The sequence below is a fragment of the Roseitalea porphyridii genome, from assembly GCF_004331955.1.
GTDB classification, from domain to species: domain Bacteria; phylum Pseudomonadota; class Alphaproteobacteria; order Rhizobiales; family Rhizobiaceae; genus Roseitalea; species Roseitalea porphyridii.
The window spans coordinates 1,868,030-1,893,458 of sequence record NZ_CP036532.1 but is presented as its reverse complement, the minus strand read 5'-3'; the positions used below and the strand labels follow the sequence as shown (position 1 = coordinate 1,893,458).

Genomic DNA, 25,429 nt, shown 5'->3' with positions numbered 1-25,429 from the left:
GGCTGACAGGCGCGGCGGCGGACGCTATATGCCCCGGCAATCACCCAAAGCCCCGGATCGCTGCGCCGTCATGACAGACGAACCCGACCTCGATGTCCGCCGAAGGCGCGCGAAATTCCGCGCCTGGCATCGCGGCATGAAGGAAATGGATCTGCTGCTGGGCGGCTATGCGGACGCCCATGTGAACGAAATGAACGCCGACGAGCTTGCCGCGTTTGAATCGCTGATGGCGATCCTCGACCGGGACCTTTTCAAATGGTTCACGGGCGAGGGGCCCGTGCCGCCCGAGCACGACACGCCGCTCTTTCGCGCGATCTGCGCGCACCACCGGATCGAATTGACCTGACCGATGCCTGAAACGCTTTTCGACTTCCCGCATGTGCCAGCCGATGCGGGCCAGCTTGCCCTGACCGGCGTCGCCGACGGCATGGAGGGGTTCGTGCTGGCCGGCATTGCCGGGCAGACGGACGGGCCGGTGCTCTATGTGGCGCGCGATGCGGGCCGTATGGCCGACATCGCGCAGGTGCTGGGCTTTGCCGCGCCCAAGCTCGACGTGATCCAGTTTCCGGCCTGGGACTGCCTGCCCTATGACCGCGTTTCGCCCAGCGCCGAGGTCACCGCGCAGCGGCTGTCGGCGCTGATCGCGATCAACTCGCTCACCGGGACGCCGCGCCGGGCGGTCGTGCTGACGACAGCCAATGCGCTCGTCCAGCGGGTCGCGCCGCCGGCCTCCATCGCCGCACAGGCGATCCATGTCCGCCCCGGCCAGGTGGTGGCGATGGAAGGGCTCATCGACACGCTGTCCGGCAACGGGTTCGCGCGCGTGCCGACGGTGCGCGAGGTCGGCGAATATGCGGTGCGCGGCGGTATCGTCGATCTTTATGCGCCCGGCGGTGAGGGTCCGGTCCGGCTCGACTTCTTCGGCGATACGCTGGAAACGATCCGCGGCTTCGACGCGGCGAGCCAGCGCACGACCGACCAGAAGAAGAGCTTCACGCTGCAGCCGATGAGCGAGGTGGCGCTCGATGCGGCATCGGTCGGCCGGTTCCGCGCGCGCTACATCGACGCCTTCGGCGCGCCCGCCCGCGACGATGCGCTCTATGCCTCGGTCGTCGCGCAGACGCGTTTTGCCGGCATGGAGCACTGGCTGCCGTTCTTTTCCGAGGAAATGGTGACGCTGCTTGACGCGCTTCCCGGCGCGCCGGTGGTGCTCGAGCCGCTGGCGATGAACGCCGTCGCCGAGCGAATCGATCAGGTGCAGGAGTATTACCGCGCGCGCACCGACCAGCTTTCCGGCAAGGCGATGGCCGATGCGGCGCCCTACAAGCCGGTCGAGCCGGCCGCGCTCTACATGGACCAGACGGAGGTCGACACGACGCTCGCCGCGCGCACCGCGATCCGGCTTACCCCGTTCGATCAGCCCGAGACCGAGGGCACGGCGGCGATCGCGCTTGGCGGCCGCGCGGTGCGCAACTTCGCCGCCGAGCGCGCGCAGAAGGACGCCAACGTCTTCGAGATCGCGGCACGGCATCTGGCCGACATCCGCGCCGGCGGAAAACGCCTGGTGCTGGCGGGCTGGTCGGAAGGCTCGCTGACGCGGCTGACGCAGATCCTCGAGGAGCACGGCCTCGAAGGCTTTTCGGGCGCCGCGCCCGATGCGGCCGCGCTCGCCGGCCTTCCCAGATCGGTGATCGGCACGGCGATCCTGAACATCGAGCACGGTTTTGCCTGGGGCGACACGGAGATCGTCGGAGAACAGGACATCGTCGGCGACCGGCTGGTGCGGCGCAGGCGCAAGAAGCGCGGCTCGGACTTCATCTCCGAGGTGGCTGCGCTCAACCCGGACGATCTGGTCGTTCATGTCGATCACGGCATCGGCCGCTTTTCGGGTCTGAAGACGATCGAGGCGGCCGGCGCGCCGCACGACTGCCTGGAAATCCGCTACCATGGCGACGACCGGCTGTTCCTGCCGGTGGAGAACATCGAGCTTCTGTCGCGCTACGGCTCGGACAGCGCCGAGGCGCAACTCGACCGGCTCGGCGGCGGCGCATGGCAGGCGCGCAAGGCCAAGCTGAAGAAACGCCTGCTCGACATGGCGGGCGACCTGATCCGGATCGCCGCCGAGCGGCAGATGCGGACCGCACCCGAACTGCGCGCGCCCGAAGGGCTCTATGACGAGTTCGCCGCGCGCTTTCCCTATGACGAGACCGAGGACCAGCTTTCGGCGATCGAGGCCGTCGAGGAGGATCTGGGGCAGGGCCGTCCGATGGACCGGCTGATCTGCGGCGATGTCGGCTTCGGCAAGACCGAGGTGGCGCTGCGCGCGGCGTTCCTGGCCGCCATGAACGGGCTGCAGGTGGCCGTCGTCGTGCCGACCACGCTGCTGGCGCGCCAGCACTACAAGAGCTTCACCGAGCGCTTCGCCGGACTTCCGGTCAACATCGCGCACGCATCGCGCATCGCCGGGCCGAAGGCGCTGGCCGAGGCGAAGAAGGGCATTGCCGACGGTTCGGTCGACATCGTCGTCGGCACACACGCGCTTCTGGGGCAGGGCGTCCGGTTCAAGGGGCTCGGCTTGCTGATCGTCGACGAGGAGCAGCATTTCGGCGTCAGGCACAAGGAGCGGCTCAAGGAGCTCAAATCCGACGTGCATGTGCTGACCCTGTCGGCGACGCCGATCCCGCGCACGCTGCAACTGGCGCTGACCGGCGTGCGCGAACTGTCGCTGATCACCACGCCGCCGGTCGACCGGCTTGCGGTGCGCACGTTCATCGCGCCGTTCGATCCGCTGGTGATCCGCGAAACGCTGCTGCGCGAGCGCTATCGCGGCGGCCAGAGCTTCTACGTCGTGCCGCGCATCTCCGACCTTGGCGACGTCAAGGCCTATCTGGACGAGAACGTGCCCGAACTGAAGGTCGCCGTCGCGCACGGACAGATGGCGCCGGGCGAACTCGAAGACATCATGAACGCCTTCTATGACGGCTCTTACGATGTGCTGCTGTCGACGACCATCGTCGAGAGCGGGCTCGACATTCCGACCGCCAACACGCTCGTCGTCCACCGCGCCGACATGTTCGGCCTTGCCCAGCTCTACCAGCTTCGCGGCCGCGTCGGACGGTCAAAGCTGCGCGCCTATGCGCTGTTCACGCTGCCGGCCAACAAGCCGCTGACCAAGACCGCCGACCGGCGCCTGAAGGTGCTGCAGTCGCTCGATACGCTCGGCGCGGGCTTCCAGCTTGCCAGCCACGATCTGGACATTCGCGGCGCGGGCAACCTTCTGGGCGAGGAACAGTCCGGGCACATCAAGGAAGTCGGGTTCGAACTCTACCAGCAGATGCTCGAAGAGGCGGTCGCCGAACTGAAGGGCGAGGACGATGCCGACCATGGCGAATGGTCGCCGCAGATCACCGTCGGCACGCCGGTGATGATCCCGGAGAGCTATGTCGCCGACCTGTCGCTGCGCCTGTCGCTCTACCGCCGGCTTGGTGGGCTCGAGGACGTGTCCGAAATCGACGGCTTCGGCGCCGAGATGATCGACCGGTTCGGCCCGCTTCCCGAGGAGGTCGAGCACCTTCTGAAGATCGTCTACATCAAGGCGCTGTGCCGGCAGGCCAATGTCGAAAAGCTCGATGCCGGCCCGAAGGGCGCGGTCGTGCAGTTCCGCAACAAGGAATTCGCCAATCCGGCGGGCCTGGTCCAGTGGATTGGCGAGCAGGGCGATCTGGCCAAGATCCGACCGGACCAGTCCGTCGTCTTCTCGCGCAACTGGCCGAGCCCGGAGAAGCGTCTCGCCGGCGCGGCGGTGCTGATGACCCGGCTGGCCAAGCTGGCCGAGACCCAGAAGCAGGCGGCCTGAACGAAAAGACCGCCGGCGCGGAACGCCGGCGGCCCGATGATGTCGTCGGCGCTATTGGGCGCCGGGTTCGGCCTTATTCGGTCGCAGCAGCGCCGTCGTCGGCCTTGGCGCGATCCTGCTCGGCCTTGAGCCGCTCCTGGAATTCCTCGCGACGCCGTTCGATCTCGGCCTGCAGTTCCTGCTGACGTGATTCAAGCTCGGACTGCTTGAGCGGGTTGCCCTCGAACGCGGCGGTGAAGCCCTGCAGCGTCACCTCGACCGGGTTCGGCTGATTCTGGAAATTGACGGTCGTCAGCGTCACGCTGCCGCCGGCCTTGAACGCGTTGATCAGTTCCTGGCTGAGCTGCGCCTCGGCGATGCAGCGGTCGGGCAGGCAGATCGAATAGGGGATGCGCTGGGTCTCGCCATCGTCGATCTGCAAGGCCACGCCGGCGGGAATGACCCGGCCGGTCGGAACGGCGACCTGGAACAGGGCGCGGTTCTGCTTGCCGGTGATCTGGATCATGTTCACTGCGGTGAGAAGCTGCCCGGTCTGGGCCGTGCGGATGTTCTGCACGTTGCAGATGTCGTTGTCGGCCTGTTTTGTGCAGACCTTGAACCATTCGTTCTGGGGCGTGGGCTGTCCCTGAGCATGGGCCGTCGCGCCGGTGAGCGCGAGAGCCCCGAGCGCCGCTGCCAGGCAAGCCGTTTTCGATGCCGTCGCCATGTTCGTCCTTCGTGATTGCTGTGTTGCCTTGAGGTGCCGCAGCCGTGGCCCGCAAATGCGGCCGGACCGTGACGATTGCCTGCCGGTGCTGATACACATTCAAGGCTGCGCTTTCCAGCCCCGGCCGACCCTTGAAGTCTATCGGGGTTCTGGCATGGTGCGGCCATCCGGATTCGACGCAAAGGGAGCGGTTCGTTGCTGCGCCACATCATTCTTGCCGCAGTGGCCGTTTCGTTCGCCGCGCTGCCGGCGCCGGCGGAGCCGATGCACGGCATCGCGATGCATGGCGAGCCGGCGCTGCCGCCGGACTACACGCATTTCCCCTATGCCAACCCGGACGCGCCGAAGGACGGATCGGTCACCTATGGCGTGGTCGGCACGTTCGACAGCCTCAATCCTTTCGTCCTCAAGTCGATGCGCACGACCGCGCGCGGCGTGTGGGATCCCGAATTCGGCAACATGATCTACGAGCCGCTGCTGCAGCGCTCGCGCGACGAGCCGTTCACCATGTACGGCCTCCTCGCCGAGAGCGTGGAGACGGACGATGCGCGCACCTGGGTCGAATTCACGCTGAACGAGGAGGCGCGCTGGTCGGACGGTGAGCCGGTGACGCCCGAGGACGTGATCTTCACCTACGAGATCTTCGCCGAGAAGGGCCGTCCGCCCTATTCGAGCCGGATGGACCGGATCGAGTCGATCGAGAAGACCGGCGAGCGCAAGGTGAGGTTCAACCTCAACGAGCAGGCCAATCGCGAATTTCCGCTGATCATCGGCCTGACGCCGGTGCTGCCCAGACACGCCATCGATGTCGACACGTTCGAGGATTCAACGCTCGAGCCGCCCGTGGGCAGCGGACCCTATCTCGTCGAGAGCGTCGAGCCGGGCACCCGCATCACCTATCGGCGCAATCCAGACTATTGGGGCGCCGAGGTTCCGGCGATGCGCGGCTTTGCGAACTACGAGACGATCACGATCGAGTATTTCCGCGACGCGACGGCGCGCTTCGAGGCCTTCAAGAAGGGCGTTTTCGACATCTACCCCGAAAGCGATCCGGTCAAATGGGAGACGGCCTACGACTTCCCGGCCGTCGAGAACGGCGAAGTGTTGAAGTCGACCTTCGTGTCCGACCGGCCCGACCGGTTCTTCGGCTTCTTCTTCAACACGCGTCGGGACGTGTTCGCGGACGGCAGGGTGCGCGAGGCGCTTTCGATGCTGTTCGATTTCGAATGGATCAACGCGAACCTGTTCTCGGACCGGTTTTCGCGCACCGGCTCCTACTGGCAGAATTCGGACGAGCTGTCCGCGCTTGGTCGCCCCGCGACGGAGCGCGAAAGGGCGTTGCTGGCGCCTTTCGCCGACGCGGTCTCGCCCGACATCATGGACGGCACCTACGCGCCGACGGTCACCGACGGTTCGGGACGTGACCGCTCCGTGCTGCGCGAGGCGGTCGCCAAGCTCGCCGAGGCCGGCTACGAGATCGTGGACGGCCGCATGATGAAGGATGGCGAGCAGCTCTCATTCGAGATCCTGCTCGGCACGGTCGTCGGCGCGACCACCAACGAGATCGAGCGGATGGCGCTCGCCTATCAGCGCACGGCCGAAGCGATCGGCATCGCGATTTCGCTGCGCGGCGTCGACGATGCGCAGTTCCAGAAACGCCGTCAGACCTGGGACTACGACATGGTCGCCGGCTCGCTGTCGGCGTCCCTGTCGCCGGGCGCCGAGCAGATATGGCGCTGGGGCTCGCAATCGGTCGAGCCCGAAGGCACCTTCAACTTCGCCGGCGCCAATGATCCGGCGATCGATGCGATGATCGAGGAGATGGTCAATGCGCGCGACCGGGACGAATTCGCGGCGGCGGTGAGGGCGCTCGACCGGATCCTGATCTCGGGTCACTATGCCGTGCCGCTCTACCATCTGCGCGAAAGCTGGGTCGCGCACTGGAACCACATCGAATATCCGGACACGGACACGCCGCTCTACGGCTATCAACTGCCGGTCTGGTGGTCGACGCGAAGCGAATAGGGCGCCCGGCGCCGGAAAGGTGGACATGACGAGCGATCCCGCGCCGATGAGCGTCGACGTCATCTCCGACGTGATGTGCCCCTGGTGCTTCATCGGCAAGCGACGGCTCGAACGGGCCGCGGAGATGGCCGAGGGCGAGTTCGACCTGTCGGTGACATGGCGGCCGTTCCAGCTCGATGCGACCATTCCCGCCGGCGGCGTCGACCGGCGCGAGTATCTCGATGCGAAGTTCGGCGGCGCCGATCAGGCGCAGGAAGCCTATGCCCGCATCGGCGCGGCCGGCGCCAGCGAAGGCATCGACTTCAATTTCGAGGCCATCGACGTGTCGCCGAACACGCTCGATGCGCACCGCGTGATCCGCTGGGCCGGCGGCGTCGACGAGGCGACCCAGGGTGCCGTCGTCGAGCAGCTCTTCCGCCGCTTCTTCCTGCACGGCGAGGACATCGGGAAGACCGACGTGCTGGCGCGCGCCGCTGGCGAGGCGGGCATGGACGACGCCCTTGTCCGGGATCTGCTGGCAACCGAGCGCGATGTCGAGGAGGTCGGCGCCGAGGCGGCCCACGCCGCGCAGATCGGCGTGACGGGCGTGCCCTGTTTCATCTTCGCGCGCCGGATCGCCGTTTCGGGTGCCCACGAGCCCGAGACACTGATCATGGCGATGCGCGAGGCGGCAAAGGAAACCCGCGCCGTCTGACAACGGCGCGGGCACATTGTTTCATCTTCGATCTATCGCAGGGCGCACACCGTCAGTGCGCGATGGCGTCGCGGACCACGTAGCGGCCGTTATCGGCATTCCAGTCGAACATGTCGCCCACCTGCGGGTGGCGGACGGGTTCGCCGCTCTCATCCGGCAGAAGGTTCTGCTCGGAGACATAGGCCACATATTCGGTGTCCTCGTTCTCGGCGAGCAGGTGGTAGAAGGGCTGGTCCTTGCGCGGACGGATTTCGGCGGGAATGGCTTCATACCATTCCTCGGTGTTGTCGAACTCGGGGTCGATATCGAAGATCACCCCCCGAAACGGAAACATGCGGTGCCGGACGATATCGCCGATCGCGAACCGCGCGTGCACCATTTTGGCGTCTGAGTATCTCATGGCGTTAATCTGATGCGATTGACGACTTGTTTCAAGGCCTTGACCCCGCGCGGCACGGACCGCTATCGCCGGCCCGTTCGGGCCTGTCGGCCGCGCAGGGGAATTCATGGCAAACGTCATCGGCCTGGTTCTGCCGTTCTTCGGGCTGATCGCGCTTGGCTTCATCGCCGCGCGCCTGACGCGCCAGCCGATCGAGGCGCTCGGCTGGATGAACACGTTCATCATCTACGTCGCGCTGCCGGCGCTGTTCTTCAACCTGCTGGCCAAGACCCCGGTCGAGGAACTGACGCAGTGGCGGTTCATCATCGGCACGACGCTGACAACCTTCGCGGTGTTCGCGCTGATGTTCGTGATCGGCATCTTCCGCACGCGCGGCAAGATCGACCAGTCGACGATCATGGGGCTGGCCGCGGCCTACGGCAATATCGGCTATATGGGGCCGGGGCTTGCGCTGCTGGCGTTCGGCGAGGCGGCCGTGGTGCCGGTGGCGCTGGTCTTCTGCTTCGACAACACGCTGCACTTCGTCATGGCGCCGCTGATGATGGCGCTGGCCGATGAATCGCCCGACAAGCCGCCGGCATGGAAGCTGGCGCTGGAAGTTGCGCGCCGCATCCTGCTGCATCCGTTCATCCTGGCCACGATCGTCGGCATCGGCGCGGCGGTGATCGGGTTCCGCCCGCCGGCGCCGGCCCAGACGCTGCTCGACTATCTGGCCGGCGCGGCGGCGCCGTGCGCGCTGTTCGCGATGGGCGTCACGCTGGCGCTCCGGCCGCTCAAGCGCGTGCCGGCCGAGACCGGCTTCATCGTGCCGATCAAGCTGATCGTGCACCCGCTTCTTGCCTACGTGCTGGTCTCTTACATCGGCGATTTCCCGCCGGTGTGGGTCTATTCGGCGATGCTGCTGGCCGCGCTTCCAAGCGCCACCAACGTCTACGTCATCGCACAGCAATATGGCGTCTGGGTCGAGCGCGCCTCGGCCATGGTGCTGCTGACCACGGTCGGCTCGGTCGCGACCGTGACGCTGCTGCTCTACCTGATGACCAATTCTATCCTGCCGGCCGATCTGTTCTGACGGGCGAGGGCACCCGCCGGAAGCCTTCGGCGATCGCCCTGAGGCCGCCGCCGGGTTCGATGCCCTCGCGCATGACCAGACCGCGCAGCGGCGCGATGTTCCTCAGCACCGACAGGAACGCGGCGCGGCCCATCTGCACTGGCAGGAAATCGGTCAGCAGCGACCGGTTGAGCAGGTCGACGCCGCCGGTGCGCATGTAGACGTCGGCGCGCCGACGCATGTCGTAACGGCGCGCGACCGACGGTGCGCCGGGGTCATCACCGGCCTTGGCGAGCACGGCGGCCAGATCGGCGACATCGCGGAAGCCCAGATTGAGACCCTGCGCGCCGATCGGCGGGAAGGCATGGGCCGCTTGGCCGATCAGCATGACGCGGGCCTTGCCGAACGTGTTGGCGACAAGGCTCGACAGCGGCCAGGCCTGGGGCGTCGTCACGCCCGAGATCTTGCCGAGCGTGGATTGCAGATTTCGTTCGATCTCGAGCGCCAGCGCGTCGGGCGCCATCGCCATCACCTCTTCGACCCGCTCTGGCCGCATCACCCAGACCAGGCTCGATCGGTTGCCAGGCAGGGGAACCTGGGTAAACGGTCCCTCCTGCGTGTGGAATTCGGTCGATGTGAAGCCATGATGGCGCTCATGATCGAACGCGGCGACCACGGCGGTCTGCGGATAGGCCCAATTGCGCTGGCCGATGTCCGCCGCCTGCCTGACCAGCGAGTTGACGCCGTCGGCCCCGACGACGAGCTTGGTCTCATAGGTGTCGCCGTTCGACAGCGTGGCGAAGGCCGCGTCCTCGTTGAAGGCGATCGCCGAGACCATGGCATCGACGACCTCGATCAGGTCACTTGCGCCGACCGCTTCCTCGAATGCCGCATTGAGCACCCGGTTGGGGATGTTGAAGCCGAACTCGTCGAACCCGGCTTCGCTGGCGCGGAAGCTGACGGACGGTGCGCGGAACAGCCGGTCGGTCGCATCGACGATGCGCAGCGTCTTCAGGGGAGCGCTCCGGTCCGCGCAGGCATCGAAGACGCCGTATTCGCGCAGCATGGCGATACCCGGGCGCATCAGCGCGGTCGTGCGCGCATCGTCGTCCAGAAACGTTCCCGACGGCGCGGCAAGCACGGTCCTGTAGCCGCAGGCGGCGGCCTCGAGCGCGGCGGCCATGCCGGTCGGGCCTGCTCCGGAAACGAGGATGTCGGCAGGCTTGGTCATGTTCGGTCTCCGGTGTTCGGTCATCGGCAGAGTTGGCGCGGCGGGCGCGCCGTGTCCAGCCGCCTTTTGCCGCAGTGACGTGGCGATTGTGGGGAGTTTTTCCCGACCGGTACATTTTGCATTGCGCAGCGATGCCGCGCCCGCCTACCTTCTGCCGGTTGCGCAACGAACGGGCCGCCCATGCACGACAACGCATCCGCGACGACGACGGCGCCGCTGCTGGCGGTCGAGGGCATCACCAAGCGCTTCGGCGCGCTGGTCGCCAACGATGCGGTCGATCTCGATATCGTCGCCGGGGAAATCCACGCGCTGCTCGGCGAGAACGGGGCGGGCAAGTCGACGCTGGTCAAGATGCTGTTCGGCTCGCTCAAGCCCGATGGCGGACGGATCCTCTGGCGGGGCCAGCCGGTCGCGATCCCCAGCCCATCCGATGCAAGAAAGCTTGGCCTCGGCATGGTTTTCCAACACTTTTCCCTTTTTGACTCGCTAACGGTCGCAGAGAATGTGGCCCTGTCGCTGGAGCAAGACGTCACGCTGTCGACGGTGGCGGACGAGGCGCGCCGGCTCGGCGAGCATTACAGGCTGACGCTCAATCCCGAAGCGCTCGCCGGCGATCTTTCTGTGGGCGAACGCCAGCGCGTCGAGATCATCCGCTGCCTGCTGCAGAAGCCCGAACTGATCATCCTGGACGAGCCGACATCGGTGCTCACGCCGCAGGAGGCCGAGCGCCTGTTCGAGACGCTGGAGGTGCTGAAGGCCGAGGGCAAGGCGATCCTCTACATCTCGCACAAGCTCGAGGAGGTAAAACGGCTCTGCGAGCGCGCGACCGTTCTGCGGCACGGCAAGGTCGTCGCCCATTGCGACCCGCGCCAGGAGACCGCGAGCAGTCTTGCCGCGATGATGGTCGGCGCCGAGGTGGAGGCGGTCCGCCGCAGTCCGGCCGATCACGAGGCGGCGATGGAGGGTCGCAAGACCGTGCTCGCCGTGCACGCGCTCGACCAGCCGCCGCTCGGCCCGTTCTCGACGCCGCTGCGCGGCATCCATCTCGAGGTGCATGCGGGCGAAGTGTTCGGCATCGCCGGTGTGGCGGGCAACGGCCAGTCCGAACTGTTCGAAGCGCTCTCGGGCGAGCAATTGCAGGCCAACGCCAATGCCGTTCTGATCGGCGGCACGCCGGCCGGCCGTCTCGGTCCGAACGGCCGGCGGCGGCTGGGGGCCGCCTTCGCGCCCGAGGAACGGTTCGGCCACGCGGCGGTCGCCACCATGGCGCTGACCGAGAACATCCTGCTCAGCCGCCACGCATCGGACGCCAGCGCCTATCAGTCGGGCGGGCGGCTGGGCATGCTGCGGCGCTCGGCGCTCGGACGGACGCTGTCGCGCGTCGTCGATGCGATGGACGTGCGCAAGTCGGGCGACAATCCCGATGCCGGGACGCTGTCGGGCGGCAATCTGCAGAAGCTCATTCTTGGCCGGGAGTTCGACCGGCGACCGCACCTGTTCATCGTCAACCAGCCGACCTGGGGTGTCGATGCGGGCGCGGCCGCGCGCATCAGGCAGGCGCTTATGGATGCGGCGGGCAAGGGCGCGGCCGCCCTCGTCATCAGCCAGGATCTCGATGAACTGCTGGAGATCTGCGACCGGATCGCGGTTCTGCATCTGGGCGCGTTGTCCGAGCCGCTCGATGCGCGCACCGTCACCCGCGAGCAACTGGGCCTGCTGATGGGCGGAGCCGAGCCTGAAAAGCAGCAAGGGGCCGCCGCATGATCCGCATCGAACTGGACCGCCGGCCGCAGCATTCGACGCTGTTTTCGATCCTTTCGCCGTTCATTGCCGTTGTGATCACAGCGCTGATCGGCGCGCTGATGTTCGCCATGCTGAGCAAGTCGCCGATCACCGGCCTTTACGCCTACTTCATCGAGCCGCTGACCGAGGTCTGGTCGCTGCATGAGCTGATCATCAAGGCGACGCCGCTGATCCTGATCGCGGTCGGGCTTTCGGTGTGCTTTCTGTCCAACAACTGGAACATCGGCGCCGAGGGCCAGTTCGTCATGGGCGCGGTCGCCGGCTCGATCCTGCCGGTCCTCTATCCGGAGATCACCGGCCCGCTCGTTCTGCCCATGATGCTGCTGATGGGCCTAGCCGGCGGCATGGCGTGGGCGACCATCCCGGCATTCCTGAAGGCGCGGTTCGGGACCAACGAGATTCTGTCCTCGCTGATGCTGGTCTACGTCGCCCAGCTCTTTCTCGACTGGCTGGTGCGCGGACCCTGGCGCAATCCGGAAGGGTTCAACTTTCCCGAGACGCGCTCGTTTCATGCCGATGCGGTCCTGCCCGAGATGATGTCGGCATCCGGACGCGCCCATTTCGGCTTCGTCTTCGCGATCCTTGCGGCGCTCGTGGTCTGGTTCATGCTCGCGCAGACGCTGAAAGGCTACGAGATCCGCGTCCTTGGCGCCAGCCCGCGGGCAGGGCGGTTCGCCGGCTTCTCGCAGCGGCGCATGGTGTTCTTCGCGTTTCTTCTGTCGGGCGCGCTCGCGGGTCTCGCCGGCATCGTCGAGGTTTCCGGGGCGATCGGCCAGCTTCGGCCGTCGATCTCGCCGGGCTACGGGTTCACCGCGATCATCGTCGCCTTCCTCGGACGGCTCAATCCGTTCGGGATCGTCGCTGCAGGCCTGATCCTGGCGCTGTCCTATCTGGGCGGCGAGGCGGCGCAGATCTCGCTCGGCATTTCCGACAAGGTCGCCAACGTCTTCCAGGGTGTGCTGCTGTTCTCGGTGCTCGCCTGCGACACGCTGATCCGTTACCGCATCCGCATCGTGCGCCCCAAACCGCAGCCGGCGCCCGAACCGGAGGCGGTCAAGGCCAGGCTGGAGGCCGCGCAATGAGCCCCGACATTCTTCAGGCGATCGTGCTGACGATCATCACGGCGGCGACGCCGCTGCTGATCGCCGCGCTCGGCGAACTGGTCGTCGAGCGATCGGGCGTGCTCAATCTGGGCGTCGAGGGCATGATGATCATCGGCGCGGTGACCGGTTTCGGCGCGGCCCAGTTGACCGGCTCCCCATGGGCCGGCGTGCTCGCGGCGATCGTCTGCGGCGCGCTGTTCTCGCTGCTGTTCGGCTTCCTGACCCTGACGCTTGCGACCAACCAGGTCGCGACGGGCCTGTCGCTGACCCTGCTCGGTCTCGGCGTGGCCGGCATGGTGGGCGAACGGTTCGTCGGCCTGCCCGGCGTCAAGCTCGGCACGCTCGACATACCGTTGCTGTCGGACATTCCGCTTATCGGCAAGCTCGTCTTCGGCCAGGATCCGATCTTCTACATGTCGGTGGCGCTCGCGATCGGCGTGTGGTGGTTCATCTTCCGCACCCGCGCCGGACTGACGCTGCGGGCGGTCGGCGACAATCACGGCTCGGCCCACGCGCTCGGCATCAACGTGATCGGCGTGCGCTATCTGGCGGTCATGTTCGGCGGCGCCTGCGCCGGGCTGGCGGGAGCGCACCTGTCGCTGGTCTACATTCCGCAATGGGTCGAGGGCATGACCGCGGGGCGGGGCTGGATCGCGCTGGCGCTGGTCGTCTTCGCCTCATGGCTGCCGTGGCGGGTCGTCGTCGGCGCCTATCTGTTCGGCGCGGTCACGATCGCCCAGTTCCACGTGCAGGCGCAGGGGCTCGGCATTCCCTCGCAGTTCCTGTCGGCGCTGCCTTATCTGGCGACGATCGTCGTTCTCGTCTTGATTTCATCGAACAGACGGATGACGATGCGGAATACGCCGGCGTCGCTGGGCAAGCCATTTGTCCCGGAACGCTAAGCGAAAGAACAGAACCATCACGGCCGGGAGGCGCACGGGCGCCAGATCATCTCAGTGACGCGTTTCGGGGAAAGGCAACGATGAACAAGCTTGCAACAACACTTCTGGCGGCAGGAGCCGCTCTCGCAGCCACGGCGACCGCCCAGGCGGCCGACGCCAAGGCCTGCTGGATCTATGTCGGTCCGATCGGCGACTATGGCTGGTCGTATCAGCACCATCAGGGCCTTCTCGCCGTCGAGGAGCAGTTCGGCGACCGTGTCGAGACCGCCTATCTGGAAAGCGTTTCGGAAGGCGCGGACGCCGAGCGCGCGATCGAGCGCTTTGCCCGTTCGGGCTGCGACATCATCTTCACCACCTCGTTCGGCTTCATGGACGCGACCAACAAGATCGCGGCGCGCTTTCCGGACGTGAAATTCGAGCACGCCACCGGCTACAAGCGTGAATCAGAGAACGTGGCGACCTACAACTCGAAGTTCTACCAGGGCCGCTACGTTCTGGGCCAGATCGCGGCGAGCGTGTCCGAGGCGGGCGTTGCCGGCTATATCGGCTCGTTCCCGATCCCCGAGGTGGTTCGCGGCATCAACGCGTTCATGCTCGGCGCGCAGTCGATCAATCCCGATTTCGAGGTCAAGGTGGTCTGGGTGAACACCTGGTTCGACCCGGGCAGGGAATCGGATGCCGCCAAGGCGCTGGTCGACCAGGGCGTCGACATCATGGTGCAGCACACCGATTCGACCGCGCCGATGCAGGTGGCCGCCGAGCGCGGCATCAAGGCGTTCGGCCAGGCGTCGGACATGTTCGCGTTCGGCGAGGAGACCCAGCTGACCTCGATCGTCGATGACTGGGCGTCCTACTACATCGAACGCGTGGGCGCGGTGCTCGACGGCACTTGGGAGCAGCACGATGTCTGGGGCGGGCTCGCCGAAGGGCACGTGGTCATGGCGCCGTACTGGAACATGCCCTACGATGTCGCCGCGATGGCCAACGACACCGAAAAGCGCATCATGGTGGGCGATTTCGAGCCGTTCACCGGCCCGATCAACAAGCAGGACGGGACCGAGTGGCTGGCCGAAGGCGCGACCGCCAGCGAAGGCGAACTGCTCGGCATGAACTTCTACATCGAAGGCATCGACGACCAGCTTCCGGAGTGATCCGGCCTTGAATTGATCGGCAAAGGCGCCTCCGGGCGCCTTTTTCGTTGCCGGTTCGGCCGCCGCCCTTTCCGGCCCGGTCAAGGTCTTTTACCGCCCCAAGCGGCTTGTCGGGACAGGCCGGGCAGGGCTAATCGGACACAGAACCGAAGGGGGACCACGATCATGAAGCTTCTGCGCCACGGCCCATCTGGATCCGAAAAGCCCGGCATCGTCGATGCGGAAGGGAAGATGCGCGACCTGACGGGGCACGTCGACGACATTGCCGGTCACGCGCTCACGCCCGAGGGACTGGAGTCGCTGGCCGCGATCGATCCGTCGACCCTGCCGTCCGTCGCCGAGGGAACGCGCATCGGTCCGTGCGTCGGCGCGGTCGGCAAGTTTATCTGCATCGGGCTGAACTATTCCGACCACGCCGCCGAGACCGGGCAGGCCGTGCCGGAAGAGCCGATCGTCTTCTTCAAGGCGACCTCGGCGATCTGCGGGCCGAACGACGAGGTGCTGATTCCCCGCGGCTCCGAGAAGACCGACTGGGAGGTGGAGCTCGGCGTGGTGATCGGCCGCGAGGCGCGCTACGTCAGCGAGGCCGAGGCGATGGACCATGTCGCCGGATACTGCGTGATCAACGATGTCTCCGAGCGCGACTTCCAGATCCGGCGCGGCGGCCAGTGGGTCAAGGGCAAGTCGGCCGACACGTTCGGCCCGATCGGCCCGTGGCTGGTCACGCGCGACGAGATCGCCGACCCGCAGGACCTTGCCATGTGGCTCGAGGTTGACGGCCACCGCTACCAGGACGGATCGACCGCGACGATGGTGTTCGGGGTGGCCCATCTGGTCAGCTATCTGAGCCAGTTCATGAGCCTGCAGCCCGGCGACATCATCTCGACGGGAACGCCGCCCGGCGTCGGCATGGGACAGGATCCCCAGACCTACCTCAAGGCGGGGCAGACGATGCGGCTTGGCATCGCGGGGCTCGGCGAGCAGACCCAGCGGGTCGGCCAGGCCTGAACCGAAGACGTTCGTCGGGCTGGAAAAGAGGTTCGATTCATCGTATTCGGGAGCGCATGAAGCGTTTCGTCGGCCTTTTTTCGATGCTTGCCCTGCTGGTGGTCATGGCGATCCCCGGCAGTGCCTTCGATGGCGCGGCGGCCGACACGGTCCACGAGGCGCCGATCACTGCCGCCGACATGGCCGACATGATGGCCGATTGCTGCGCGAGCGCCGATGGGGCGATGCATCATGCCGCCGGGGCCTGTCCGATGGATTGTGCCACGGGCGTTCCTGCGCTTCAGCCGACCTCGCTCATAACCGATGCCGGCTTGGTGCTGCTTCGTGACGCGTCACTGCCCGAGGGGCTCGACACGACCCGGTTCCGACCGCCGATTGCCGCCTGATTTCCGTTGATCGGCGCCTCCGGGCGCCTTCGTGAAATCAGACAATCGGAATTGATCCATGAAGAGAACCGTTACGGGCATGGCGCTGGCCATGACCCTCATCGCTTCCAGTGGCGCATTCGCGCAGGAAGCCAAAGCCGACACGTCCATCACCGTATTCAAGACGCCTTGGTGCGGATGCTGCCAGGTGTGGGCGGACCGCATGATCGAGGCGGGGTACACCGTCGAAACACGTGAGATGGAAGACCTGACGCTGATCAAGCAGCAGGGCGGCGTGACCGACGACATGGCCGCCTGCCACACCTCGGTGATCGGCACGGACCGCAAATATGTGCTCGAGGGGCACGTGCCGGCCGAGGCGATCGAGCGGCTGATGCATGAAAGACCCGACATTGCTGGCATCGCCGTGCCCGGCATGCCGCAGGGCTCGCTCGGCATGGGGTTCGATCCGGGAGCGCGCTACACCGTTCATGCGTTCACGCGCGACGGGGTGGCGCCGACCGTGTTCATGCGGATGGGCGAGTGACATGCGCGCCCGACTGATGAACGTCGCCGGCGGCAAGCCGCGATGAGGGGAATGTTGTGGCTCGCGGCCGGCGCTGCGATGGTGGTCGTTGTGGCCGCCATGGTGGTGTTCTGGCTTGGCAACGCTGATGCGGGCGGGCTCTTGCGCCCGGATCACGCACCGACCGTGACGCGTGGCGAGGCGCTTTACGAAGCCAATTGCGCGTCCTGTCACGGCGCCTCGCTCGAAGGCGAGCCGGACTGGCAGACCCGGCGACCTGACGGGCTCATGCCGGCGCCGCCGCACGACGAGACGGGCCATACCTGGCACCATCCGGACCGGGTGCTGTTCGACATCACCAAACATGGCGTAGCCCGTGCCGCCAATCTCGACGGCTACCAGTCGGCCATGCCGGCCTATGAGGGCGTGCTGGGCGACACCGAGATCATCGCGGTCCTCAGCTACATCAAGAGCACATGGCCGGCCGAGATCCGGCAGGGCCATGACGAACTCAATCGACGTTACGCGGGCAGGGCACAATGAGCGAAACCCATTCCGGCCATGGCCATGCGGGGCACCTGCCGTCCGGCGGCAGGGCGCTGACGATTTCGGCCTGGCTCACCGGCCTCTACTTCGTCGCCGAACTGATCGTCGGGCTCTGGACCGGCTCGATCGCCGTCATCTCCGATGCCTTTCACACCTTTTCGGCGGTCGGTGGCGTTCTCGTCGCGATCATCGCCGCGCGTGTCGCGCGCCGGCCGGCCGACATGAAGCGCAGCTTCGGCTGGTATCGCGCCGAGATTATCGGTGCACTGGTCAATGGCGCGTTCCTTCTCATCATGGCGCTGATCGTCATCGTCATGGGCGTGATGCGCCTTGGCCAGCCGATCGACCTGCCGACGACGCCGATGCTGCTGGTCGCGGCCGGCGGCATCGTCACCGAAGTCATCGCGTTGTGGCTTCTGTTCCGCCAGCAGGGCGAGGACCTGAACGTCCGCGGCGCCTACTGGCACATCATCCAGACCTTCGTCGGCAGCCTGATCATCATCGTCGCCGCGCTGGTCATCCAGTTCACCGGGTTTCTCGCGATCGACCCGCTGCTGGGGATCGGTTTCGGTTTGGTGTTGTTGTGGGCGAGTTGGGGCATCATGCGCGATGCGGTGCACCTGCTCATGGACGGAACCCCGCCCGAAATCGACCTGTCCGAGGTGATCGCCGCCCTTTCGGAACTCGACGGGGTCGCCGATGTTCATCACGTCCATGGCTGGGCGCTGACGAGCGGCCGCTACGTGTTTTCGGCGCACCTGCGCATCGCCCAGGACCGCGCCGGCGATCAAGCCGACTTGCTCCAGGCCGCGCACGCAATGCTGCGCGACCGGTACGGCTTCTTCTTCTCCACCGTGCAGATCGAGACCGAATGCCTCGACGAAGAGGGCGCATCGGCGATCGACGTCACGCATAACCAAACGAGCAAGTGAAAGGACACGACATGATGTTCGGAAACGACACGATGATGAATGGCGGCTGGTGGATGGGCGGAATGGGCCTTGTGTGGCTGCTCGTCCTGATCGTGCTGGTGCTCGGCATCGCCGCGCTCATCAAGTATCTGATGCGATGAGCATGACCACCGAGACGCCAGCGCCCGACCGCTCGCTCTGGGCCGTGCCCGAGGTGACCGTCGCCTTCCTGTCCTTCTGCCTGCATTTCGTCTGGGAATTCGTGCAGGTGCCGACCTATGCCGGGATGGCCGACATGAACCACTGGCAGGGTATCAAGGTGTGCCTGTCGGCGACGGTCGGCGATGTCGGTTTCGCGCTGACCGCCTTTTGGGTGACGGCGCTGGCCGCGCGCTCGCGGCGCTGGATCGCCAATCCGGCCGGCTGGCAGCTGGGCCTGTTCGTGGCGGTCGGCGTCGGCCTGACGGTGGGCTTCGAATACTACTACACCGAGGTCTCGCTGCGCTGGACCTATTCGGAGTTGATGCCGCGCGTGCCGCCGTTCGGCACCGGGCTGTCGCCGCTCGTCCAGTGGCTCGTCATCCCGCTGCTCGTGGCCAGCCTGACGCGACGGGTCGTGCGCACACGGTAGCGGCTGCGGAACCTTCCGCCGCTGGAAGGTTGTTGAGTGCATGCGGTGAGCCGAACGGCGCGCCGCGTGTGCCACGATCTGGAGGGAAAACAATGTCATACTGGCGCTTCTTTGCGATGATCGGAACGTCAACCGTGGTCATGTTCGGCCTGATGTATCTGAACACCTACGCGATCGATCACGTCTTCTATTCGGAGACCCGCACCTACATGGCGCTCTACATGGGCGCGGCGATGGCCGTGATCATGCTCAGCTTCATGCTCGGCATGTATTCGAACCGAAACGTCAACATCGCCATCTTCGCGGGCAGCGCGATCGTGTTCGCGGCCTCGCTGTTCCTGCTGCGCAGCCAGACCACCGTGCAGGACGTGTCCTACATGCGCGCGATGATCCCGCACCATTCGATCGCCATCCTGACGAGCGAGCGGGCCGAAATCTCCGATCCGCGCGTCCGAAAACTGGCCGACGAGATCATCGCGGCGCAGCGGCTGGAAATCGACGAGATGAAGGCGCTGATCGCCGATCTGAAGGGCGGGCCGCCGGCGACGCCGGAGATCGACGGAGAGTGATCACGTGATCGCCAGCGCTATGGTCCGGCCGGCGCCCACCGCCTATATTGGCGGTCGAGGCGCCACCGACGACGGCAATGCCCGTCGGCGACGCGGCGCACATCACCAATCGAAGGGAGAGCCCATATGGCCAACACCGAAAGAGCCGTTTTGGCCGGCGGATGTTTCTGGGGCATGCAGGACCTGATCCGCAAGCGTCCGGGCGTGCTCGGAACGCGCGTCGGCTACACCGGCGGCCGCAACGACAATCCGACCTACCGCAACCATCCCGGCCATGCCGAGGCGATCGAGATCGAATTCGATCCGCGCGTGATCTCCTACCGCGACCTTCTGGAGTTCTTCTTCCAGATTCACGATCCGACGACGATCGACCGGCAGGGCAACGATATCGGTTCGTCCTATCGCTCGGAGATTTTCTATACGTCCGAGGAACAGCGCGAGACGGCGCGCGATACGATCGCCGATGTCGAGGCGTCAGGCCTGTGGCCGGGCAGGGTGGTCACCAAGGTGTCCCCGGCACCGACCTTCTGGGAGGCCGAGCCGGAGCATCAGGACTATCTGGAGCGTTTCCCGAACGGCTACACCTGCCATTTCCCCCGGCCGAACTGGACGCTGCCGAAACGGGAACAGGCGCGCGTCGGGTGATCGGAAACCGGGCGCCGCGCGGTACGATCGCGCGGCGCGCCGACCAAATCACGAGCCGACGATCTTGCCGCCGTTGGGATGCAGGGTCTGGCCCGTGAAATAGTTCGATTCCTGCGTGGCCAGGAACAGATAGCTGGTCGCCACCTCCCATGGCTGGCCGGCACGGCCCATCGGCGCGTTGGCGCCGAACCCCTCGACCTTGTCCGGCGGCATCGAACCGGGAATGAACGGTGTCCAGATCGGACCCGGCGCGACGCAGTTGACCCTGATGCCGCGATCGAGAAGCTGCAGGGCCATCGACCGGCTGAACGCGGTGATCGCGCCACGCGTCGATGAATAGTCGACCAGCACCGGATTGCCCTTGAAGGCGTTGACCGAGGCGGTGTTGATGATCGCATCGCCCTCCGACAGATGTTCGAGCGCGGCCTGGGTCATGAAGAAATAGCCCATCACGTTGCTGTCGAAGGTGCGCCGGATCTGCTGTTCGTCGATCTCGGTCAGATCGTTCGAGAAATATTGCTGGGCGGCGTTGTTGACGAGGATATCGAGCCCACCGAAGGCCTCGACCGTGCTGGCCACCGCCTTGGTGGCAAACCCTTTCTCGCCGATGTCGCCCTTGATCAGCAGCGCTTCGCTGCCCTCGCGTTCGACCAGTTGTCTGGTGGTCTCGGCGTCGCGGTCCTCGCGCAGATAGACAATGCCGATCCTGGCGCCCTCGCGGGCGAACAGGACGGATACGGCGCGGCCGATGCCGCTGTCGCCGCCGGTGATCAGCGCGACCTTGCCCTGCAGCTTGCCGACGCCCGGAAAGCGCGGCTCGTAGTCCGGCGCCGGGTCCATCCTGTGTTCATCGGCGGGCATCGCATCCTGATGCTGGGCAGGAATGTCTGGCGCGTGTGGCATGACGTTCTCCTTCAACTCTGACTTGTCTTGGCAACGGCTGGCGAACGGCCCGGTTCCCGGTGGGGAACACGGCGGTGCATGCGTGCCGGTCGGAGGAAGGCCGGGGGGGGGGGTGGAATGAGGCGTCCTGTGGCGGAGGGGATGGGCCTGACGTCGAACCTTCTCTGCCACCTAAGCATATGAATTTATTTGTTTTTCCTAAGTTCGAACTAGTCATTTGCTCAAGAAGCGACTGCCATCCAAATCGGCTTATAGATGACGAAAAGTTACTCTGCTGCGTGGACGGAGCGGTCCTGTCTTGGAGGCACACCGAACTTGCGGGCGTATTCCCGCGAGAACTGGGCCGAGCTTTCGTATCCGACCCCGAACGCAACCTCAGAGACCTTCTCGTTTGTGCTGCGCAATGCGTCGCGGGCGCGCAGGAGTCGCAAGTCCTTCTGGTATTGCAGCGGCGAGGTGCCGGTGACCGCCTTGAAGTGCTCGAAAAAGGCCGAACTGCTCATGCCCGCATGCTCCGCCAGCGCGCCGACCACCAAGGGGCGGGCAAGGTCCGACTGGATCTCGCGCGTGGCCTGGAAAATGCGGCTGGCCGTCGTCTCGTGCCAAAGGAGCTTGCGCAGCGGTTCGGCATGGGCGCCGAGGAGGAGTCGGGCATGGATTTCGCGCGCCGTGATCGGGGCCAGCAGGCGGCGCGACTCCTCGTGATCGCAGTGCCCGAGATAGCGCAGAAGCGCCCCCTCCATCTCCAGGTCGGTCTGGCAGAGCGAGATCGAGAACGGGTCAGGCTGACTGGCGGCATGGGCGGGCGCCACGTCGGCGGCCAATCCCCGCAGGAGGTCGAGGTCGATCGGAAAGACCAGTGCGACGTAGGGACGATCCGGCGTGGCCTCGGTAATGCGCGAGACGACCGGCAAGGCATGGCTGACGACCAGCGATTGTCCGTCGGCGATACGCAGGGTCCTTTTGCTCGTGCCGACCTCCTTGGCGCCTTGCAGAACGAGGCAGAGAAGCGGGCGGTAGACGATCGCGTCCTGTCCGGTCGGAGCCGCGAACCGCAGGAAATGCAGGCCGCTCGGGGCATGCGCGAGCGCGCCCTGCGTGCGGCCTTCCCAGTCGAGCAAAGCCGATACATGATCCAGAAGGGCTTTGTGACCCATGCTTTCCTCCTTGTGGCCTGCCTAGCACAGAAGCCTTACCTTCTTGTACGAAATTTTTCGCTCGCGGAGGATCAGGCAAGAAATCCGGTCAATCAGGAAAGAATGGACGCCCCCGCCGCATTAAGGTCGGTCTGACCAACACATGAGGAGGACGACAATGGCGAAGGTGTTTATCACAGGAATCGCGGGCGGCTTCGGCAAGCCCACGGCGCTGGCGCTGCTGGACCGCGGGAACGCGGTCGCGGGCAGCGTGCGCAGCCGCGCGGGGCGGAACGCCGACACTGTGGCGGAGTTGGAGGCCGCCGGTGCGCGGGTCGTCGAGATGGACGTTACGGACACCGCCAGCACTGAAGCCGGGGTGGCCGAAGCCATCGCGGCGCTCGGCGGTCTGGACGTCTTGTTCAACAATGCCGGGATCGGCTCCTATGGAATCCAGGAACTGATGTCGCCCGAGGAAATGGGCCGAGTCTTCGACGTGAACGTGACGGGCGTACAGCGCGTGATGCGCGCGGCCTTGCCTCACATGCGCGCGCAAGGACACGGCACGGTCCTTTACACCTCCAGCCTGATCGGGCGCATCGCCACGCCCTTCTACGGCACCTATTCGGCGTCGAAATGGGCGCTGGAGGCTATCGTGGAATGCTACCGGAGCGAGCTTTCCGGCTTCGGCATCGAATCCTGCATCATCGAGCCAGGCGCGATGCCGACGGCCTTTTTTGACGGAATGGTGGCTCCGAACGATCCCGACCGCGAGGTCGGTTACGGCGACTTCGCGCAGGTGCCCGCGATGTCGGCGGCCGGGCTGGCGCAGATGCTGGACGCGACGCCCGACCAGCGGCCCGAGCGCATCGCCGAGGCGGTGGCGGCCCTGTTGGACATGCCCTTTGGCAAAAAGCCGTTCCGCACGGTTGTCGATCACACCGGGGTCGGCCCGCAGATCGAACGCTACAACGAGTTGCTGCATGATGTGACGCGCACGGTCTTCACCAATTTCGGCATCGCCCAGATGCTCGACCTGAACGCCTGAGGAGAGCGCCATGAACACTATCCTGATCACCGGTGCCTCCTCCGGCATCGGCAAGGCCACCGCGATGCGCTTCCAGTCCGAGGGCTGGAACGTCATCGCCACCATGCGCGACCCCGCCGCGAGTACCGACCTGGCCACGCTAGACAACGTGTTCGTCACCCGGCTGGATGTGACCGATGCGGGCTCCATCGCTGCGGCGGTGTCTGACGGCATAAACCAGTTCGGCCGCATCGATGCGCTTCTGAACAATGCGGGTTACGGTGCCTATGGCCCGCTCGAGGCCTTCTCGGCCGAGCGCATCCGGCGCCAGTTCGACACCAACGTGATCGGGCTTCTGGAGGTGACGAAGGCCGTGCTGCCCCACATGCGGGCGAACCGCTCGGGCACGATCGTCAACATCTCGTCCATCGGCGGGCAGATCACCTTCCCGCTCGGCACACTCTACCACGGGACCAAGTTCGCCGTCGAAGGCCTGTCCGAGGCGCTGCACTACGAGTTGGAACCGCTCGGGATCCGGGTGCGCATCGTCGAGCCGGGCATGATCAAGACAGACTTCGGCGGCCGCTCCTTCGACTTCGCGATGGATGAAACCCTTTCGGACTACGCCCCGACCGCCGCGGCCATGGGGCGTTTGTTCGGCAAGCTGGCCGCGAACCCGTCGGCCCCCGAAGTCGTCGCCGAGGTCGTCTGGCAGGCCGTTATCGAGCCCCGGGACCGCCTGCGCCACCAGGTGTGGCACGCCAAATACGCCAACAACGAAATATACATGCTGTGCCAGATGCCCGATCCGGTGCCGCCGGCCGAGAGCCTTACCGTCTATCCCTCGCGGGGTGACCTTCTCTATCTGCCGCTACCGCAGGGCGTGCCGCTGCCGCCCGGTATCCCCGGTGTCGGCGAAGGCGAACTGGCGCTTGACCTGGCCTATTTCTACGAGGCCGGAAACAGCCTGCTGACAGGGCCGCACGGACCGATCGCCGGTACGATCATCGCCACGGCCGAACATCTCGATGACATCGATCTGATGGCCGCAGCCTGTCGGGACGTCTGGTTCAAGGGTGCCGCAGACCGCCAGATGTGGATCGAGGCCGCGTGAGCGGCGGTGGCGGTCAGGGTGAGTTGGTCCGATGGCAAAAAATAAGGTGACGATGAAGGAGATCGCGGCCGCGGTCGACGTCTCGGTGATGACCGTATCAAACGTCATCAACGGTCGCGACCATCTGGTCGGCGAGGAAACCAGGCGCCGCGTTGCCGCGGCGATCGACGAGCTGGGCTACCGTCCGAGCGCTGCCGCACGTGCGCTGCGCTCCTCGCGCACCTTTTCCATCGGATTCGTGGTGCTCTACGACGAGCGCAAGTTTCTGGGCGACCCGTTCATCGCTGCGCTGGCCGACGGGCTTTGCGCGCAACTCGCCGAACTCGGCTATTCCCTGACCATACAGGGCGTCTTCACCGACGAGCTCAGCGAGGCTACCGCCTTCCGCCGGATGGAAACCGACGGACTTTGCCTGCTCCTTTCGGGCAGCCAGCCGACGAAATACAACCTGCACACGCTGCTGAAGAGCCTGCGCCAGCCCATCGTCGTCTTCCAGGAAAGTGTCGAGACCACCGAGCCGGACATGTGTGCGGTGCGGCAGGACGACCGTGCTGGCGGCCGTTTCCTGGCCGAGCACGTTATGGCGCGCGGGGCGAGGTCGATCCTGATGGTCGTGCCGCGGGTGGAGTGGCCCGCCATCAGCGAGCGGGTTGCCGGCGCTAGAGAGGCCGTGGCGGCCAGCCACGGCGTCACGATGACGCTGCTTGCCGCCGACAGCGAGAAGGACGCCGATGTGCAGCGTGCGCTCTCCGGCTACCTTGACGCCGGGCATACACCCGACGCGGTACTGGCGGCGAACGACCAGATGGCGATTGCCGCCTATGCCGTGCTCTCCGCGCGCGGGCTCACGCCGCCGAACGAGGTCATGCTCACCGGATTCAACCGGTTCGACTTCTGGCGCTACTTCCAGCCCAGAATCACGACCGTCGCCTCGCCTGCGGAACAGCTCGGCAGCCGCGCTGCCGATGCGTTGTGCCAACGCATCGACGAGGGCGAGTTCGCGGACAATGACATCGTTCTCCCGGTGGAGTTGATCCAGGGCGAGACAACCTAAGCAGTCGCCGCATGCGGGTCGGCCGCGCGGCTCATACGAGGAAAACACAGTGTCGAAGACCAATTACAGGGG

At 65.9% G+C, this 25,429-nt stretch carries 26 protein-coding genes; 21 read left to right on the top strand and 5 right to left on the bottom strand.

All coding sequences use genetic code 11. The features are described from left to right. The first annotated feature begins 70 nt into the window (after positions 1–70). Both E0E05_RS09270 and mfd read left to right on the top strand, forming a co-directional pair. Positions 71–346: an FAD assembly factor SdhE gene (locus E0E05_RS09270; RefSeq protein WP_131616449.1), complete on the top strand. Its 276-nt coding sequence runs from the start codon at positions 71–73 to the stop codon at positions 344–346. Between the two features lie 3 nt (positions 347–349). Then, entirely contained in the window at positions 350–3,856 is a 3,507-nt protein-coding gene (gene mfd, locus E0E05_RS09265; protein WP_131616448.1) for a transcription-repair coupling factor, read from the top strand. A 73-nt stretch (positions 3,857–3,929) separates the two neighbouring features. Here the strand turns inward: mfd and E0E05_RS09260 are convergent, their stop codons facing one another. Next, entirely contained in the window at positions 3,930–4,562 is a 633-nt protein-coding gene (locus tag E0E05_RS09260) for an invasion associated locus B family protein (RefSeq protein WP_131616447.1), read from the bottom strand. A 195-nt stretch (positions 4,563–4,757) separates the two neighbouring features. On the opposite strand from E0E05_RS09260, the gene E0E05_RS09255 reads away from it, so the two are divergent. Together E0E05_RS09255 and E0E05_RS09250 are read left to right on the top strand one after the other, a co-directional pair. Beyond that, positions 4,758–6,587 carry an extracellular solute-binding protein gene (locus E0E05_RS09255; RefSeq protein WP_244597649.1) on the top strand — a complete coding sequence of 610 codons (1,830 nt, stop codon included), beginning with the start codon at positions 4,758–4,760 and terminating at the stop codon, positions 6,585–6,587. A gap of 25 nt (positions 6,588–6,612) precedes the next feature. Next, positions 6,613–7,281 carry a DsbA family oxidoreductase gene (locus E0E05_RS09250; RefSeq protein ID WP_131616446.1) on the top strand — a complete coding sequence of 223 codons (669 nt, stop codon included), beginning with the start codon at positions 6,613–6,615 and terminating at the stop codon, positions 7,279–7,281. A 52-nt stretch (positions 7,282–7,333) separates the two neighbouring features. Here E0E05_RS09250 and hspQ read toward each other — a convergent pair whose 3' ends face one another. Continuing rightward, positions 7,334–7,660, bottom strand: a complete 327-nt coding sequence (hspQ, locus tag E0E05_RS09245) for a heat shock protein HspQ (RefSeq protein ID WP_131617976.1) — start codon at positions 7,658–7,660, stop codon at positions 7,334–7,336. A 127-nt stretch (positions 7,661–7,787) separates the two neighbouring features. Here hspQ and E0E05_RS09240 point away from each other — a divergent pair, with 127 nt between their 5' ends. After that, positions 7,788–8,753: an AEC family transporter gene (locus E0E05_RS09240; protein ID WP_131616445.1), complete on the top strand. Its 966-nt coding sequence runs from the start codon at positions 7,788–7,790 to the stop codon at positions 8,751–8,753. On the opposite strand, the gene E0E05_RS09235 is transcribed toward E0E05_RS09240, so the two are convergent. Continuing rightward, the gene (locus tag E0E05_RS09235; RefSeq protein ID WP_131616444.1) at positions 8,728–9,963 is read right to left on the bottom strand and encodes a UbiH/UbiF family hydroxylase; all 1,236 of its coding nucleotides are present in this window, start codon (positions 9,961–9,963) and stop codon (positions 8,728–8,730) included. The genes E0E05_RS09240 and E0E05_RS09235 overlap by 26 nt on opposite strands. A gap of 180 nt (positions 9,964–10,143) precedes the next feature. Here E0E05_RS09235 and E0E05_RS09230 point away from each other — a divergent pair, with 180 nt between their 5' ends. From E0E05_RS09230 to msrA, 13 genes are all read left to right on the top strand, one after another. Then, positions 10,144–11,727: an ABC transporter ATP-binding protein gene (locus E0E05_RS09230; RefSeq protein WP_131616443.1), complete on the top strand. Its 1,584-nt coding sequence runs from the start codon at positions 10,144–10,146 to the stop codon at positions 11,725–11,727. After that, positions 11,724–12,848, top strand: a complete 1,125-nt coding sequence (locus E0E05_RS09225) for an ABC transporter permease (protein ID WP_192900396.1) — start codon at positions 11,724–11,726, stop codon at positions 12,846–12,848. The genes E0E05_RS09230 and E0E05_RS09225 overlap by 4 nt, the downstream gene beginning before the upstream one ends. Further along, positions 12,845–13,771 carry an ABC transporter permease gene (locus E0E05_RS09220; RefSeq protein WP_131616442.1) on the top strand — a complete coding sequence of 309 codons (927 nt, stop codon included), beginning with the start codon at positions 12,845–12,847 and terminating at the stop codon, positions 13,769–13,771. Before E0E05_RS09225 ends, E0E05_RS09220 begins: the two co-directional genes overlap by 4 nt. Before the next feature lie 80 nt (positions 13,772–13,851). Continuing rightward, on the top strand, positions 13,852–14,922 hold the full coding sequence (locus E0E05_RS09215) for a BMP family ABC transporter substrate-binding protein (RefSeq protein ID WP_131616441.1): 1,071 nt from the start codon (positions 13,852–13,854) through the stop codon (positions 14,920–14,922). 165 nt (positions 14,923–15,087) lie between these two features. Next, positions 15,088–15,930: a fumarylacetoacetate hydrolase family protein gene (locus E0E05_RS09210; protein ID WP_131616440.1), complete on the top strand. Its 843-nt coding sequence runs from the start codon at positions 15,088–15,090 to the stop codon at positions 15,928–15,930. A gap of 56 nt (positions 15,931–15,986) precedes the next feature. Then, complete coding sequence (locus E0E05_RS09205) at positions 15,987–16,316, top strand: hypothetical protein (protein ID WP_131616439.1); 330 nt, start codon at positions 15,987–15,989, stop codon at positions 16,314–16,316. Between the two features lie 58 nt (positions 16,317–16,374). Next, complete coding sequence (locus tag E0E05_RS09200; protein WP_131616438.1) at positions 16,375–16,842, top strand: DUF411 domain-containing protein; 468 nt, start codon at positions 16,375–16,377, stop codon at positions 16,840–16,842. A 51-nt stretch (positions 16,843–16,893) separates the two neighbouring features. After that, positions 16,894–17,364, top strand: coding sequence for a c-type cytochrome (locus tag E0E05_RS09195; protein ID WP_131616437.1), 471 nt, complete (start codon positions 16,894–16,896; stop codon positions 17,362–17,364). Beyond that, positions 17,361–18,299 (top strand): cation diffusion facilitator family transporter, encoded by a 939-nt coding sequence (locus E0E05_RS09190; protein ID WP_131616436.1) that lies wholly within the window; start codon positions 17,361–17,363, stop codon positions 18,297–18,299. The genes E0E05_RS09195 and E0E05_RS09190 overlap by 4 nt, the downstream gene beginning before the upstream one ends. Before the next feature lie 11 nt (positions 18,300–18,310). Then, complete coding sequence (locus E0E05_RS17795; RefSeq protein WP_280176629.1) at positions 18,311–18,439, top strand: hypothetical protein; 129 nt, start codon at positions 18,311–18,313, stop codon at positions 18,437–18,439. A gap of 2 nt (positions 18,440–18,441) precedes the next feature. Continuing rightward, on the top strand, positions 18,442–18,909 hold the full coding sequence (locus tag E0E05_RS09185) for a hypothetical protein (RefSeq protein ID WP_131616435.1): 468 nt from the start codon (positions 18,442–18,444) through the stop codon (positions 18,907–18,909). A gap of 92 nt (positions 18,910–19,001) precedes the next feature. Beyond that, positions 19,002–19,478, top strand: coding sequence for a DUF305 domain-containing protein (locus tag E0E05_RS09180; protein WP_131616434.1), 477 nt, complete (start codon positions 19,002–19,004; stop codon positions 19,476–19,478). Positions 19,479–19,604: 126 nt separating this feature from the next. Beyond that, positions 19,605–20,123 carry a peptide-methionine (S)-S-oxide reductase MsrA gene (gene msrA, locus E0E05_RS09175; protein ID WP_131616433.1) on the top strand — a complete coding sequence of 173 codons (519 nt, stop codon included), beginning with the start codon at positions 19,605–19,607 and terminating at the stop codon, positions 20,121–20,123. A gap of 48 nt (positions 20,124–20,171) precedes the next feature. Here the strand turns inward: msrA and E0E05_RS09170 are convergent, their stop codons facing one another. Both E0E05_RS09170 and E0E05_RS09165 read right to left on the bottom strand, forming a co-directional pair. After that, positions 20,172–21,026 (bottom strand): SDR family oxidoreductase, encoded by an 855-nt coding sequence (locus E0E05_RS09170; RefSeq protein ID WP_131616432.1) that lies wholly within the window; start codon positions 21,024–21,026, stop codon positions 20,172–20,174. Between the two features lie 266 nt (positions 21,027–21,292). Beyond that, positions 21,293–22,183: an AraC family transcriptional regulator gene (locus E0E05_RS09165; RefSeq protein ID WP_131616431.1), complete on the bottom strand. Its 891-nt coding sequence runs from the start codon at positions 22,181–22,183 to the stop codon at positions 21,293–21,295. A gap of 157 nt (positions 22,184–22,340) precedes the next feature. Between E0E05_RS09165 and E0E05_RS09160 the strand changes: the two genes are divergently transcribed. The 3 genes from E0E05_RS09160 to E0E05_RS09150 are packed head-to-tail and all read left to right on the top strand — an operon-like array spanning position 22,341 to position 25,357. Further along, on the top strand, positions 22,341–23,210 hold the full coding sequence (locus E0E05_RS09160) for an SDR family oxidoreductase (RefSeq protein ID WP_131616430.1): 870 nt from the start codon (positions 22,341–22,343) through the stop codon (positions 23,208–23,210). A 10-nt stretch (positions 23,211–23,220) separates the two neighbouring features. Beyond that, a complete protein-coding gene (locus E0E05_RS09155; RefSeq protein ID WP_131616429.1) occupies positions 23,221–24,303 on the top strand; it encodes an SDR family NAD(P)-dependent oxidoreductase in 1,083 nt (360 codons plus the stop codon). Between the two features lie 52 nt (positions 24,304–24,355). Beyond that, positions 24,356–25,357, top strand: a complete 1,002-nt coding sequence (locus E0E05_RS09150; protein ID WP_158629321.1) for a LacI family DNA-binding transcriptional regulator — start codon at positions 24,356–24,358, stop codon at positions 25,355–25,357. Positions 25,358–25,429 lie beyond the last annotated feature (72 nt).

What these genes read in the sequence shown, in the direction of transcription:
- E0E05_RS09225 (WP_192900396.1), top strand. Translation starts at nt 11,724, where the DNA reads ATGATCCGCATCGAACTGGACCGCCGGCCGCAGCATTCGACGCTGTTT.
- E0E05_RS17795 (WP_280176629.1), top strand. Translation starts at nt 18,311, where the DNA reads ATGATGTTCGGAAACGACACGATGATGAATGGCGGCTGGTGGATGGGC.
- E0E05_RS09205 (WP_131616439.1), top strand. Translation starts at nt 15,987, where the DNA reads ATGAAGCGTTTCGTCGGCCTTTTTTCGATGCTTGCCCTGCTGGTGGTC.
- msrA (WP_131616433.1), top strand. Translation starts at nt 19,605, where the DNA reads ATGGCCAACACCGAAAGAGCCGTTTTGGCCGGCGGATGTTTCTGGGGC.
- E0E05_RS09215 (WP_131616441.1), top strand. Translation starts at nt 13,852, where the DNA reads ATGAACAAGCTTGCAACAACACTTCTGGCGGCAGGAGCCGCTCTCGCA.
- E0E05_RS09240 (WP_131616445.1), top strand. Translation starts at nt 7,788, where the DNA reads ATGGCAAACGTCATCGGCCTGGTTCTGCCGTTCTTCGGGCTGATCGCG.
- mfd (WP_131616448.1), top strand. Translation starts at nt 350, where the DNA reads ATGCCTGAAACGCTTTTCGACTTCCCGCATGTGCCAGCCGATGCGGGC.
- E0E05_RS09180 (WP_131616434.1), top strand. Translation starts at nt 19,002, where the DNA reads ATGTCATACTGGCGCTTCTTTGCGATGATCGGAACGTCAACCGTGGTC.
- E0E05_RS09230 (WP_131616443.1), top strand. Translation starts at nt 10,144, where the DNA reads ATGCACGACAACGCATCCGCGACGACGACGGCGCCGCTGCTGGCGGTC.
- E0E05_RS09210 (WP_131616440.1), top strand. Translation starts at nt 15,088, where the DNA reads ATGAAGCTTCTGCGCCACGGCCCATCTGGATCCGAAAAGCCCGGCATC.
- E0E05_RS09195 (WP_131616437.1), top strand. Translation starts at nt 16,894, where the DNA reads ATGTTGTGGCTCGCGGCCGGCGCTGCGATGGTGGTCGTTGTGGCCGCC.
- hspQ (WP_131617976.1), bottom strand. Translation starts at nt 7,660, where the DNA reads ATGGTGCACGCGCGGTTCGCGATCGGCGATATCGTCCGGCACCGCATG.
- E0E05_RS09200 (WP_131616438.1), top strand. Translation starts at nt 16,375, where the DNA reads ATGAAGAGAACCGTTACGGGCATGGCGCTGGCCATGACCCTCATCGCT.
- E0E05_RS09190 (WP_131616436.1), top strand. Translation starts at nt 17,361, where the DNA reads ATGAGCGAAACCCATTCCGGCCATGGCCATGCGGGGCACCTGCCGTCC.
- E0E05_RS09270 (WP_131616449.1), top strand. Translation starts at nt 71, where the DNA reads ATGACAGACGAACCCGACCTCGATGTCCGCCGAAGGCGCGCGAAATTC.
- E0E05_RS09250 (WP_131616446.1), top strand. Translation starts at nt 6,613, where the DNA reads ATGACGAGCGATCCCGCGCCGATGAGCGTCGACGTCATCTCCGACGTG.
- E0E05_RS09160 (WP_131616430.1), top strand. Translation starts at nt 22,341, where the DNA reads ATGGCGAAGGTGTTTATCACAGGAATCGCGGGCGGCTTCGGCAAGCCC.
- E0E05_RS09220 (WP_131616442.1), top strand. Translation starts at nt 12,845, where the DNA reads ATGAGCCCCGACATTCTTCAGGCGATCGTGCTGACGATCATCACGGCG.
- E0E05_RS09150 (WP_158629321.1), top strand. Translation starts at nt 24,356, where the DNA reads ATGAAGGAGATCGCGGCCGCGGTCGACGTCTCGGTGATGACCGTATCA.
- E0E05_RS09155 (WP_131616429.1), top strand. Translation starts at nt 23,221, where the DNA reads ATGAACACTATCCTGATCACCGGTGCCTCCTCCGGCATCGGCAAGGCC.
- E0E05_RS09235 (WP_131616444.1), bottom strand. Translation starts at nt 9,963, where the DNA reads ATGACCAAGCCTGCCGACATCCTCGTTTCCGGAGCAGGCCCGACCGGC.
- E0E05_RS09185 (WP_131616435.1), top strand. Translation starts at nt 18,442, where the DNA reads ATGACCACCGAGACGCCAGCGCCCGACCGCTCGCTCTGGGCCGTGCCC.
- E0E05_RS09165 (WP_131616431.1), bottom strand. Translation starts at nt 22,183, where the DNA reads ATGGGTCACAAAGCCCTTCTGGATCATGTATCGGCTTTGCTCGACTGG.
- E0E05_RS09260 (WP_131616447.1), bottom strand. Translation starts at nt 4,562, where the DNA reads ATGGCGACGGCATCGAAAACGGCTTGCCTGGCAGCGGCGCTCGGGGCT.
- E0E05_RS09170 (WP_131616432.1), bottom strand. Translation starts at nt 21,026, where the DNA reads ATGCCACACGCGCCAGACATTCCTGCCCAGCATCAGGATGCGATGCCC.